A 12,171-nucleotide genomic window follows, 5' to 3' on the forward strand; every position below is an offset into this window, starting at 1 on the left:
GTGGCTCCTCAGCGACCTCCACCTGGGCGTGTCCGACGAGGACCCCCGGCGCCCCGGCACAGTGCTGCCCGAGTTCCTGCACCGCGAGGTGGCATGGCCACGCCTGCTCTCGATTACCGATGGGGACCCGGACGCTGTGCGGGATGACCTGTTCCCCTATGTCAACCGCCGTTCGGGCGGTCCCGGCTGGGCCCCGATCCTGGACAAGGCCGCATTCCTCAAGTAGGCGGCGCCTCAGCCGGAGTCGCGCGCCAGAATTCGGGCACGCGGGCCGGGTGGAGAACTGCCAGATCGGGGTGTTCCTGACGTGCTCCACCCCGGCCCGGCGCACCTTGCTGGACCGCGAACTCTAGCGGCTTGAATCCCGCGGGAGCTGGATCCGACGCTTCCTTATTCCCCACGGCCAGAATTCCGGTGTCGGTGAAGAAGCTCTCGGGCAGCTGGGCCACAGCGGTGTGGAAGACGCGGATGTGGTCCTCGGAGCTCCTCGCTCCGGCGTTGCCGGGTCGCAGCACCACGGCGAGGATTTCCCCGGAACCGTTGCCTGCACCGTACTCACAGGAGGCGACGAACGGGGAAACCGTAGCCGCCCCGGCAGGTTCCGGCAGTGCTTCCGTACTTAGGCAGGGCTTCGAGACCCGCTGTCGGTCTGCATTGCGCCAGAAACGGGATGGAATTCCCACGTATAAGAGCCGTCAGCCTTGAGGCTCATCCGTAGGTGACCCCATGTGTCGCTAAACTTCCGCTCCACATAAGAGGGGCTGTTGGTGAACGCCCGGAGGCCGACTCCACCAGTGGACACCTGAAATTGTTGCATCCCGTCTGCAACGCACTCGTCCTGGTTGTTAATCGGGCAGGTCCGCTCATAATTGTGCTGTGAGCCGGACAGCAACACACGAACGCGGTTCGTCCAGAACACGTCAATCCACGGCTTCGCCTTAGAGAAGCGCTTATGGCTCGACGTGTCGCTCGTGAAATACGGGTCATGGTAGATAACCGCCAGGTGCTTTCCAGCGGCCTTTGCCGCTTTCAGGTCGGCATCCATCTCCGCGGTCATCGCTCGCGCCCGCGTAGCGTCATAACGCCAGGTGGCCGTAGGCGCCACAAGAATGTGCCAGTTGCCCTTGTCGAAAGAATACCATTCAAGTGCGTCCTGGAACCGTCCCAGATCGGAGCTCGTCGCGCTCTTCTCCGTGGACACGCACTGCCCATCCATGTACCGGTCAACGTCATTCCCGCCGGGTTCAACATCATGATTCGGGCCAGCGGTCCAGTACGTCTTGGCCTTAGCCGGACCCCACAACTCGTCGTAAGCCCCGAGCGCGGAACAGGTGCCCTTGTCATACTGGAAATCGCCCAGGGCAAGGAAGTTATCCAGCGAACCGTCGTTGAGACCGGCGATGATGCTAGCCGCGTTCTTACCACTGTGCGACGTGGCCGACGTGTTATCCGCAGGGTTCATATCTCCGGTGGCGGCGAACTCAAACGACTCACTCGATGCCAGCGGCGGGGGAGCGGCTGCCGCATAGACGCGAACCCAATCCACTCGCATCTCGCCGGCGCCGTCAGGAGTGCTGTCTGGGAACCAGTCCAGTTGTAGCGTCTGGTGCATCGGACCGGGAGGCTGGTGCGCGGGGTCGTTGTCCTCAAACCACTTCACCCCATCGACGTAGCCGACGATCCCATTCGGAGACCAGTCAACCGCGTAGTTGTGGAACTGAGTAACGTCCAGAACCTTGGTCGCCGCCGTCTGCGAATTCGAACATGAATAGTGGTGGAAGAACTTGATGGCGTTCCAGTCACCAGCCGTTTCCGCGTAGTCAACCTCGCCGTCACACGGCCAATTTCTACTATCCGGCCACAGGAGCGCCACCATATGGTACTCATTGTCACCCGAACCCGCCGCGCGGATCTCCCACCGGCCGTACTTCTGGTTCGCAAACTTCGCGCTCATTCCAGCGGTCGTACCGTCCGGTGTTCCAGTCATGACCATTTTCGAACCGTCTACTGTGACCTGCTGGGGACTCCGAATGCCATTGCCCGCGTGCCCGACACTGTTGTACACGGACCACTTTGCGGGGTCCGGTGCGCCGGTATAGTTGAACTCGTCGCCGGCGGTCGGCGTGCCCCAGTTCAGATCTGTCGCGGCTACGCCTGTCGCTGGCGTAGTAGGCGTCGGCGTGGCTGATGCTGAGGTGGTAGCCGGCGCCGCCGTCGTTTGTTCCGGCTGAGGTGAAGGTGCCCAGCAGCCGGCCAGGAAGATTGCCGCCACCCCGAGGACGAACATCTGTTTACGCATACGTCAGATGATAATGGCTCCCTCGGCAAAGTCATATGGTCGTAGCAACGCTCTGATTGATGGAGCGTTTCATGGTCACGTCATTTCCTCTAAATACCTGCACCGAGTTCGTTGACCTGGTCTGTAGTGGAATGTCGATTTCCGCCCGTTGACTTTGCCCGCGGCGACGGTGGCTGTCTGACCGCTCCCGGGCGCTTCAGCCGGAGTCGCACGCCAGTATTCGGGCCCCCGGGCCGGGATCCCAAAACCAGGGGAATAGCCACGAAACAAGAGAGGATGCCGAGGTTGGCCTGGGTCCAGCCTGCAATTCTTAGCCGTAGCACTTCACGGTCCGGCCGGGATCAATGGCCCGAAATATCCCTTCGCGGGATCTGCAGGCAAAACAAAACCCCGCCCTCATGGCCAGCGGCCAGTGAAGACGGGGTTTTTGTGGTGCACCCCCCGGGACTCGAACCCGGAACCCATTGATTAAGAGTCAATTGCTCTGCCAGTTGAGCTAGAGGTGCATCTGTTGTTTTCGTTCTCCGCGGTCTTTTTGTTCCCGCGTTGTTCTCCGCAACGACATGAAACTCTACACGAGTTTGGACGGACTGTGAAATCGGGCCGGGAGGTGACCTGGGAGCTACTCCGGCAGCTGCAAAACCAGCACAAAGTCAGGGTTCTTGTTGTTGCTGAGAACCCAGAGGCGGCCGTCCGGGGCCAGCGCGACGTCCCTAATCCTCCCGTAGATCGTTGTGAAATAGCTCACGGGATCTCCGGCGAATTCGCCGTTCAGGGGGACGGCCCAAAGCCGCCGGCCGCGGAGCGCGCCCAGGTAGGCCGTGTTGCCCACGATCTCAAGCCCGCTCGGAGAGGACTCCGCCGTCGATGGCCACACCACTTTCGCGTCGAGGAAACCGGCGCGGCGCGGGGCGCCCGTGACCTCCGGCCAGCCGTAGTTGCCGCCGGGGACGATCAGGTTCAGCTCGTCGTCGACGTCGGGCCCGAATTCGCTGGACCACAGCCGGCCGGCGCCGTCCCAGGCGAGCCCCTGCACGTTGCGGTGGCCCAGGCTGTACACCGGGTTGTCGCCGAACGGATTGCCCGGCGCGGGGCGGCCCTCCGGTGTGACGCGCAGGATCTTGCCGCCGAGGGCGTTCACGTCCTGGGGCTGCCCGCGCCGCTGCGCATCGCCGGTGCCGACGTACAGCAGGCCGTCCGGTCCGAACCGGATCCGGCCGCCGTTGTGCGTGGAGGCCTTGGGGATTCCGGAGAAGATGACCTCTGACGGTCCCAGCTCCAACTTTCCGGCACGCTCCTCCAGGCGCAGACGGGCGATCCGGTTGTCACTGGCGGAGGTGTAGAAGGCGAAGAGATGCCGGTCGCTCGCGAAGTCGGGGGACAGGGCCAGCCCCAACAAGCCGCCTTCGCCGCCGGGCACAACGTCGGGCACCCTTCCAATTGTGCCGGCGGGTCCGCTGCCTGAACCGGGCGCGATGCTCCGGAGCCGGGCGCTGTCGCGTTCGGAAATGACGGCGGTGCCGTCGGGCAGGAAGACCGTGGACCACGGCAGCTGCAGTTCGGCATCGATCTTTTCGGCGACCGTCGGCTGGTCGACACCCGGCCGGTTCCCGGCGGCGGCGGACCCCTCCTGGCCTGGAGACACGGTCTGGCCAGGAGACCCGGTGCCGCCGCCGGCCGGGGGAGCGGTGGCAGTCACAGCGCTGCTGCCCCCGTCGCCCGGGGTGCAGCCGCTTAGCAGAAGTGCGGCGGCGACCGGTAGGCCCGCCCACAGCCCTGCCCTCGTCCCTATCATCGGCGTCCCGGGACCCGTTCCCCGGTCCCCGGCAGCCTCTTCACCGGGCTACTGCCGCGTCCGCCGCGGCGGCCGGAAACCCGCCGCCTCGGCATGCGCCGCGGACAGGAACCAGACCTCGGCACGGGTTTCCTCGAAGGCCGGGCTGGTCTCGTCGTGGTAGACCATCGAGGAGGCGATGCCCTTGACCGCGAAGCCCTCGGGCCCGCTCCCGTCCGGCGCCGGTGCTGCCGATCCCTCGCCATACGGCTGGTCGACGGCGAGATGTCCGGCGGGTTCGGCGGTGTGGCCCACAGCCGTCTCGGACGCCGCCGAGGACATGGCTGCCTGCCGGGTCTCAGCCTGGGCAGGGCCGGGGGCAGCCGGGGCTTGCTCGTGCAGCGGCGGCGGGACGGACACGGAAGCCCCGCGCTCGGGTTTCGTGGCCAAGCCAGCCTCCGCCTCAGTCTCCGCGGCGGCGGATTCGGCGCCGGGGAGGGTGGGCGCGTGGGGCTCGGTGTACTCAGGGTGGTGCACTGGGACGCCTGCTGCTGCCGCGGAGGCTTCCGTGACGTGGGCACCGGGGCCGGTGCCCTGGACGGGCTCGTGGTGGCCGGCTGCCGGGTGAACGGCGGCATGCTGTTCTGCCGGCGGGGTCTCGGACCACTGGGTTTCCCATTCAGTGCCTTCTGTCGGCGAACTTTCGGCCCGGGCCGCTTTACCGGCGGGTGTCGGCGCAGCACCGGCGCCCGGCTCCACCTCGGCGCCCGGCTCCACCTCGGCGCCCGCCTGCTCAGCGCCCGGCTGCTCAGCGCCCGCCTTGGCAGCGCCCGCTTCCATCGCCGCCGCCCGTCGCTTCGCGTGCGCCTCGGCGGCCGCTGCATCCTCGGCGGTCGCGCTGGCATCGGGCTCGGGTTCCGGTCCGGCTTCGGGGTCGGCCTGGCTGAAGCCGGCCGCCGTGGGCATCCAGGCAAGGCCGGCTGCCGACGCGGAAGCGGCGGAACCGCCACCGGAAAGGGCGCCGCGGTGGGAGGCGTCATGGTCGACGTCGTGCAGGTGGGGAGGTGCGGAATCGCGGGTGGCGGCGGCCCCGCTTTTCGCAGAGCCGGAGCTGCTGCGGGAGCTGTTGCGGTTAAGCAGCCACCAGACGATGGCGACAATCGCCACGATGACGACGAGCCAGATGATCCAATCCATAGCAGAGCCTTTCTGTCCATGAGGCAAGGTTGCCGTCGCTTGACCGTACGTCCGCCCGAAGGGGGCTGTCCAGCCTCCCTGTCGCCGCCCTGTAGCCTCATTTCATGGATTTCAAGAGGCTGCGTATTCTCCGCGAGCTCGCTGACCGCGGCACAGTCGGCGCCACGGCGGAGGCCATGAACGTGACGCCCTCCGCCGTCTCGCAGCAGCTTAAGACCCTGCAGGAGGAGCTGGGGGTCGTCCTCGTGGAGAAGTCGGGCCGGGGGGTGCGACTCACCGAGGCCGGACTCGCGATGGCGGGGGCGGCTGCGGAGGTTTCCACCGCCATGGCCCGCGCCGAGGCCACCATTGATACCTACCGGCGCGGCTGGCAGACCCATGTCAAGGCCGCGTTCTTCCCGAGCGCCGCCGAGATGTTCCTCCCCGGCCTTCTGCACCGCGTCAAATCCATCGATGGCCTCCGCTTCCAGGCGCATTTCGAGGACCCCAACGTGGCTGGATTCGCAGGCCTGACGTCCGACTATGACATCGTGCTGGCACACAGCGTCGACGGGCCCGACGTTTTTGCCCGGCTGGGACTGACGGTCGTGCCGCTCCTCGACGAGCCGCTCGACGTCGCCATCCCCGAGGGCCATGCGCTCGCGGGAAAGTCGACGCTGCGGGCCGAAGATGTCATCGGCTTCCCGTGGATGGGAGTTCCTGAGGGGTTCCCTTTCGACACGGTGCTCCGCCAGATCGAGGTGCAGGCCGACTCCCCGGCGGTCCGGGCCCAGACATTCCCCGACCTGCGGGTCCTCGAGGCCCTGGTCAGCGCGGGGCACGGGCTTAGTCTGCTGCCGCGCTACACGGCCCTGAAAAACCAGGGCCGCGGCTTCGTGCTGCGCCCGCTGTCCGGGGTCAGGGCCAGCCGCAGCATCGTCGCGCTCGCTCGTCCCGACGTGGCGGCCCGGACCACCATCCAGCAGGTGCTCACCCTGCTCAAAGCCGAAGCGCAGTCGGTCGCTGAAGCACCGGAACTGCGTGACGCCGCTCACCTCAATTGAGCCGCGTCGCGGCCATGCGTCCATCAGGTGAGACGGAAGTCCACTATTTGGGCGAAACATTCCCGGTTTTACGCTTAATGCTCACTTCCGGGTCGTTGGGCCCCGCAACGGAGCCCTAGACTTTGAGCCATGAGTGAGGACACCCAACCAACGATAGAGACAAAACCGGACATCAAGCCCCGCAGCCGGGTCGTTACCGACGGAATCCACGCCGCGCCCGCGCGCGGGATGTTCCGTGCGGTCGGCATGGGCGACGATGACTTCGCCAAACCGCAGATTGGTGTGGCCAGCTCCTGGAATGAAATCACTCCCTGCAACCTCTCCCTGAACCGGCTTGCCCAGGGCGCCAAGGAAGGCGTGCACGCCGGCGGCGGGTTCCCGATGCAGTTCGGCACCATCTCCGTCTCGGACGGCATCTCCATGGGGCACGAGGGCATGCACTTCTCGCTGGTGTCCCGCGAGGTCATCGCCGACTCCGTGGAAACCGTCATGCAGGCCGAACGCATCGACGGCTCCGTCCTGCTGGCCGGCTGCGACAAGTCCCTGCCCGGCATGCTCATGGCCGCCGCCCGCCTGGACCTCGCAGCCGTCTTTCTCTATGCCGGCTCCATCATGCCCGGCTGGGTCAAGCTGGAGGACGGCTCCGAAAAGGAGGTCACCCTCATTGACGCCTTCGAAGCCGTGGGCGCCTGTGCCGCCGGCAAGATGAGCCTCGAAGACCTGACGCGCATCGAAAAGGCGATCTGCCCGGGCGAAGGCGCCTGCGGCGGCATGTACACCGCCAACACCATGGCCTGCATCGGCGAAGCGATGGGCATGTCCCTCCCCGGCTCGGCCGCGCCGCCCTCGGCCGATCGCCGCCGCGACGAGTTTGCCCGCAAGTCCGGTGAAGCGGTGGTCAACCTCCTGCGCAAGGGCATCACCGCCCGCGACATCATGACCAAGAAGGCGTTCGAAAACGCGATCGCCGTGACCATGGCCTTCGGCGGCTCCACCAACGCCGTGCTGCACCTGCTCGCCATCGCCCGCGAGGCCGAGGTCGAGCTGACCCTGGATGACTTCAACCGCATCGGCGACAGGATCCCGCACCTGGGCGACCTGAAGCCGTTCGGCCGCTACGTCATGACCGACGTCGACAAGATCGGCGGCGTCCCGGTCATCATGCGGGCGCTGCTCGACGCCGGCCTGCTGCACGGGGACTGCCTCACCGTCACGGGCAAGACCGTCGCGGAGAACCTCGCGGCGATCAACCCGCCGGACCTGGATGGCAAAATCCTGCGTGCCATGGACAATCCGATCCATAAAACCGGCGGCATCACTATTTTGCACGGCACGATGGCTCCCGAGGGTGCCGTGGTGAAGAGTGCCGGCTTCGACGCCGACGTCTTCGAGGGCACCGCCCGCGTTTTTGAACGCGAGCAGGGTGCCCTGGATGCGCTCGACAAGGGCCAGATCAAGGCCGGCGACGTCGTCGTCATCCGCTACGAGGGCCCCAAGGGCGGACCGGGCATGCGTGAAATGCTCGCCATCACCGGCGCCATCAAGGGTGCGGGCCTGGGCAAGGACGTGCTGCTGCTGACCGACGGCCGCTTCTCCGGCGGCACCACGGGCCTGTGCATCGGCCACGTCGCCCCGGAAGCAGCCGACGGCGGCCCCATCGCCTTCGTCCGGGACGGCGACCGGATCCGCGTGGACATTGCCGCGCGCAGCTTCGACCTTCTGGTGGACGAGGCGGAGCTCGATGCCCGCAAGGTCGGCTGGGAGCCGCTCCCGGCCAAGTTCACCAAGGGTGTGCTTGCCAAGTACGCCAAGCTCGTCCACAGCGCCTCCACCGGCGCATATTGCGGGTGATTCTCCAAGCCTGGGGGACCGGGCTTAATCAGGGAGGCCCCGAGGGGCCCCACATGGATGGCGCCCGCGCCGTGCATTTGGGGTAGGGGACTCCCGCCTGCCGCCGAAGGTTGCTGGGTCGCCACGGGCAAGACCGGGGTCCCAGACTGTGGACAATGAAGTCCAGATAGTGAGACAGGGCGCAGGCTCGTTGACACGCGTCTCACTAAGAGGGAAAACTGAACGCATGACCGCATTCGTAACCGCCGGCGCCACTGCAGGTGTCTCCGTCGTCCTTACCAAGCGCGTGGCTCCATAGCCCGACTGGTAACGAACCGTCACGCGCAACCCCTCGAAGAGCCGCCAGGCTGAGGGGTTTTTTTATTTCCGCATCGCCGGTTCACCGGCAGCACGCAGTACCAGCAGTTCCCAGATCACCGAAGATCCAACCGAAGATCCACAAAGGAAGAGTCCGATGAGCAAAGGATCGCCGATCAGCCCCTCGCTGATGGCCACTAAGTCCGCTGGAGCCCACAAGGCTTCGGAACGCGTTGAGCGCACGGCTGACGCCGGCGTCGACACTGCTGCCGTCTCTCCTGTCCTTGGACCGAACAACGTCGTACCCCCGACGGTGATGACCGGTTCACAAGCAATTGTCCGCTCGCTCGAAGAACTCGGCGTGGATGATATTTTTGGTTTGCCCGGTGGCGCGATCCTGCCCACCTACGACCCCTTGATGGCTTCCCGAATGAACCACATTCTGGTCCGTCACGAACAGGGAGCCGGCCACGCCGCGCAAGGCTACGCCATGGTCACCGGCCGGGTGGGCGTCTGCATCGCCACCTCGGGTCCGGGTGCCACCAACCTCGTCACCGCCATCATGGATGCCCACATGGACTCCGTGCCGATGGTGGCCATCACCGGCCAGGTCTCCAGTGGAGTCATCGGCACCGATGCTTTCCAGGAAGCGGATATTGTCGGCATCACGATGCCGATCACGAAGCACTCCTTCCTGGTGACCGACCCCAACGACATCCCGCACGTCATGGCCGAGGCCTTCCACCTGGCCTCGACCGGGCGCCCGGGTCCCGTCCTGGTCGACGTCGCCAAGGACGCCCAGCAGGGTCAGATGACCTTCTCCTGGCCGCCCAAGATCGACCTGCCCGGCTACCACCCCGTGCTCCGCGGCCACAACAAGCAGGTCCGCGAGGCCGCCCGGCTCATCGCGGCAGCCAGCAAGCCCGTGCTCTATGTCGGCGGCGGCGTCGTCAAGGCGCACGCCTCGGCGGAACTGCTGGAGCTCGCTGAACTCTCCGGCGCCCCCGTGGTCACTACCCTGATGGCCCGCGGCGTTTTCCCGGACTCGCACCCGCAGCATGTCGGGATGCCGGGCATGCACGGCACGGTCTCCGCCGTGACCGCGCTGCAGCAGTCCGACCTGCTGATCACTCTCGGGGCCCGCTTCGATGACCGGGTGACCGGCGTCCTGAAGACCTTCGCCCCGAACGCCAAGGTCATCCACGCGGACATCGACCCGGCCGAGATCTCCAAGAACCGCACCGCCGACGTCCCGATCGTTGGCTCGGTCAAGGAAATCATTCCCGAACTCAGCGAGGCCCTGCGCGCCGTGTTCGCCGTCTCCGGCACCCCGGACTACACCAACTGGTGGACGTTCCTGAACAACCTCAAGGAGACCTACCCGCTGGGCTGGACCGAACCCGACGACGGCCTCAGCGCTCCGCAGCGCGTGATCGAGCGCATCGGTGCCCTCACCGGCCCCGAAGGCGTCTACGTCGCCGGCGTGGGCCAACACCAGATGTGGGCCTCACAGTTCATCAAGTACGAACGCCCTCACGCCTGGCTGAACTCCGGCGGGGCCGGCACCATGGGCTACGCCGTGCCGGCCGCCATGGGCGCCAAGGTGGGCAATCCGGACCGCGTGGTGTGGGCCATCGACGGCGACGGCTGCTTCCAGATGACCAACCAGGAACTGGCGACGTGCGCGATCAATAAGATCCCGATCAAGGTCGCCATCATCAACAACTCCTCGCTGGGGATGGTGCGGCAGTGGCAGACCCTGTTCTACGAGGGCCGCTATTCCAACACCGACCTCAACACCGGCCACGACACCGTCCGGATCCCGGACTTCGTCAAGCTGGCGGACGCCTACGGCTGCGCCTCGTTCCGCTGCGACCGCGACGAGGACATCGATGCCACCATCCAGAAGGCCCTGGAGATCAATGACCGCCCCGTTGTCATCGACTTTGTCGTGAGCCCCAACTCCATGGTGTGGCCGATGGTCCCCTCCGGGGTCAGCAACGACCAGATCCAGGTTGCCCGCAACATGACCCCGGAATGGGAAGAGGAGGACTGAACATGACCCGCCACACACTGTCCGTTCTGGTCGAAGACAAGCCCGGCGTGCTGACCCGCGTCGCCAGCCTTTTCGCCCGTCGGGCCTTCAACATCAACTCCCTGGCCGTCGGGCCGACGGAATTTCCGGGCATGTCCCGGATGACGGTCGTCGTCGACGCCGACGGTGAGCTGATCGAGCAGATCACCAAGCAGCTGAACAAGCTGGTGAACGTGATCAAAATCGTTGAGCTCACCCCCGAATCTTCCGTACAGCGCGACCACATCCTGGTCAAGGTACGTGCAGATGCCGCAACACGGCTGCAGGTCACCCAGGCTGCTGACCTGTTCCGCGCATCAGTGGTTGACGTCTCCACCGAGTCCGTGGTCATTGAGGCGACGGGCCACCCCGATAAGCTCACTGCCCTGCTCTCAGTGCTGGAGCCGTTCGGCATCCGCGAAATCGTGCAGTCCGGCACCCTGGCCGTTGGGCGGGGATCCCGTTCCATGAGCGACAGGGCCCTGCGCACGGCGTAGGACGCAGCGCCGGACGCCTCGGATCCCGCAGCAGCATCACGGCAGCTTCAAACAAATTTTTCCACCGACAAGCACCACCCAAGAATCCACTCAAAAGGAGACACCCCAGTGACTGAAATGTTCTACGACGACGACGCCGACCTGTCGATCATCCAGGGCCGCACCGTCGCCGTCATCGGTTACGGCTCCCAGGGCCACGCCCACGCCCTCAGCCTGCGCGATTCCGGCGTTGACGTCCGCGTCGGCCTCAAGGAAGGCTCCAAGTCCCGCGCCAAGGCCGAGGCCGAGGGCCTGCGCGTCCTGAACGTCGCGGACGCCGTCGCCGAAGCGGACCTGATCATGGTCCTCACCCCGGACCAGGTCCAGCGCCACGTGTACGCCGAGGACATCGCCCCGAACCTGCAGCCGGGCGATGCCCTGTTCTTCGGCCACGGCTTCAACATCCGGTACGGCTACATCAAGCCCCCGGCAGACGTCGACGTCGCCCTCGTTGCCCCCAAGGGCCCGGGCCACATCGTCCGCCGCGAGTTCGAAGCCGGCCGCGGCGTGCCGGACCTGATCGCCGTCGAGCAGAACCCGTCCGGCAAGGCCAAGGAACTGGCCCTGTCCTACGCCAAGGCCATCGGCGGCACCCGCGCGGGCGTCATCGAGACCACCTTCACCGAAGAGACCGAAACGGACCTCTTCGGCGAGCAGGCTGTCCTCTGCGGCGGCGCCTCCCAGCTGATCCAGTACGGCTTCGAGGTCCTCACCGAAGCCGGCTACAAGCCCGAGGTGGCCTACTTCGAGGTGCTGCACGAGCTCAAGCTCATCGTTGACCTCATGGTCGAGGGCGGCATCGCCAAGCAGCGCTGGAGTGTCTCCGACACCGCAGAGTACGGCGACTACGTCTCCGGCCCGCGCGTGATCACCCCGGACGTGAAAGAAAACATGAAGGCTGTCCTGGCGGACATCCAGGACGGAACCTTCGCCAAGCGCTTCATCGACGACCAGGACGCCGGAGCCCCCGAGTTCAAGGCGCTGCGCAAGAAGGGCGAGGACCACCCGATCGAGGCCACCGGCCGCGAACTGCGTAAGCTGTTCTCCTGGATCAAGAACGAAGACGACTACACCGAAGGCTCAGTGGCCCGCTAGGCACT

General features: G+C 66.0%; 8 protein-coding genes, 1 tRNA gene and 2 pseudogenes. 6 read left to right on the plus strand and 5 right to left on the minus strand.

Annotated elements, in window-relative coordinates; translation table 11 throughout:
* A pseudogene (locus ACZYZ3_RS16975) lies at positions 1 to 226 on the plus strand (hypothetical protein); the annotation flags it as partial.
* Positions 227 to 401: 175 nt separating this feature from the next.
* On the opposite strand, the pseudogene ACZYZ3_RS16980 reads toward ACZYZ3_RS16975, so the two are convergent.
* From ACZYZ3_RS16980 to ACZYZ3_RS17000, 5 genes and pseudogenes are all read right to left on the minus strand, one after another.
* Positions 402 to 612: pseudogene (locus tag ACZYZ3_RS16980) on the minus strand (IS1380 family transposase); the annotation flags it as partial.
* A 7-nt stretch (positions 613 to 619) separates the two neighbouring features.
* Positions 620 to 2,299, minus strand: a complete 1,680-nt coding sequence (locus ACZYZ3_RS16985) for a family 16 glycosylhydrolase (RefSeq protein WP_463964980.1) — start codon at positions 2,297 to 2,299, stop codon at positions 620 to 622.
* 430 nt (positions 2,300 to 2,729) lie between these two features.
* Positions 2,730 to 2,805: transfer RNA gene (locus ACZYZ3_RS16990), tRNA-Lys, on the minus strand.
* Positions 2,806 to 2,921: 116 nt separating this feature from the next.
* Positions 2,922 to 4,094: a PQQ-dependent sugar dehydrogenase gene (locus tag ACZYZ3_RS16995; protein ID WP_463964981.1), complete on the minus strand. Its 1,173-nt coding sequence runs from the start codon at positions 4,092 to 4,094 to the stop codon at positions 2,922 to 2,924.
* Between the two features lie 48 nt (positions 4,095 to 4,142).
* Positions 4,143 to 5,270 carry a sunset domain-containing protein gene (locus ACZYZ3_RS17000; RefSeq protein ID WP_463964982.1) on the minus strand — a complete coding sequence of 376 codons (1,128 nt, stop codon included), beginning with the start codon at positions 5,268 to 5,270 and terminating at the stop codon, positions 4,143 to 4,145.
* Between the two features lie 104 nt (positions 5,271 to 5,374).
* Here ACZYZ3_RS17000 and ACZYZ3_RS17005 point away from each other — a divergent pair, with 104 nt between their 5' ends.
* From ACZYZ3_RS17005 to ilvC, 5 genes are all read left to right on the plus strand, one after another.
* Positions 5,375 to 6,313 carry a LysR family transcriptional regulator gene (locus tag ACZYZ3_RS17005; protein ID WP_463964983.1) on the plus strand — a complete coding sequence of 313 codons (939 nt, stop codon included), beginning with the start codon at positions 5,375 to 5,377 and terminating at the stop codon, positions 6,311 to 6,313.
* Positions 6,314 to 6,442: 129 nt separating this feature from the next.
* A complete protein-coding gene (ilvD, locus tag ACZYZ3_RS17010; RefSeq protein ID WP_463964984.1) occupies positions 6,443 to 8,164 on the plus strand; it encodes a dihydroxy-acid dehydratase in 1,722 nt (573 codons plus the stop codon).
* 454 nt (positions 8,165 to 8,618) lie between these two features.
* On the plus strand, positions 8,619 to 10,517 hold the full coding sequence (locus tag ACZYZ3_RS17015; RefSeq protein WP_463964985.1) for an acetolactate synthase large subunit: 1,899 nt from the start codon (positions 8,619 to 8,621) through the stop codon (positions 10,515 to 10,517).
* A 2-nt stretch (positions 10,518 to 10,519) separates the two neighbouring features.
* Entirely contained in the window at positions 10,520 to 11,032 is a 513-nt protein-coding gene (ilvN, locus tag ACZYZ3_RS17020) for an acetolactate synthase small subunit (RefSeq protein WP_463964986.1), read from the plus strand.
* A 108-nt stretch (positions 11,033 to 11,140) separates the two neighbouring features.
* Positions 11,141 to 12,166 carry a ketol-acid reductoisomerase gene (gene ilvC / locus ACZYZ3_RS17025; RefSeq protein ID WP_354350005.1) on the plus strand — a complete coding sequence of 342 codons (1,026 nt, stop codon included), beginning with the start codon at positions 11,141 to 11,143 and terminating at the stop codon, positions 12,164 to 12,166.
* The last annotated feature ends 5 nt before the right edge of the window (positions 12,167 to 12,171 follow it).

It is taken from the genome of Pseudarthrobacter linnaei (genome assembly GCF_055412825.1).

Excerpts from the sequence above, each read along its gene's own strand:
- ACZYZ3_RS17000 (WP_463964982.1), bottom strand. The coding sequence starts at position 5,270 with ATGGATTGGATCATCTGGCTCGTCGTCATCGTGGCGATTGTCGCCATC.
- ACZYZ3_RS16985 (WP_463964980.1), bottom strand. The coding sequence starts at position 2,299 with ATGCGTAAACAGATGTTCGTCCTCGGGGTGGCGGCAATCTTCCTGGCC.
- ilvN (WP_463964986.1), top strand. The coding sequence starts at position 10,520 with ATGACCCGCCACACACTGTCCGTTCTGGTCGAAGACAAGCCCGGCGTG.
- ACZYZ3_RS17015 (WP_463964985.1), top strand. The coding sequence starts at position 8,619 with ATGAGCAAAGGATCGCCGATCAGCCCCTCGCTGATGGCCACTAAGTCC.
- ilvD (WP_463964984.1), top strand. The coding sequence starts at position 6,443 with ATGAGTGAGGACACCCAACCAACGATAGAGACAAAACCGGACATCAAG.
- ACZYZ3_RS16995 (WP_463964981.1), bottom strand. The coding sequence starts at position 4,094 with ATGATAGGGACGAGGGCAGGGCTGTGGGCGGGCCTACCGGTCGCCGCC.
- ACZYZ3_RS17005 (WP_463964983.1), top strand. The coding sequence starts at position 5,375 with ATGGATTTCAAGAGGCTGCGTATTCTCCGCGAGCTCGCTGACCGCGGC.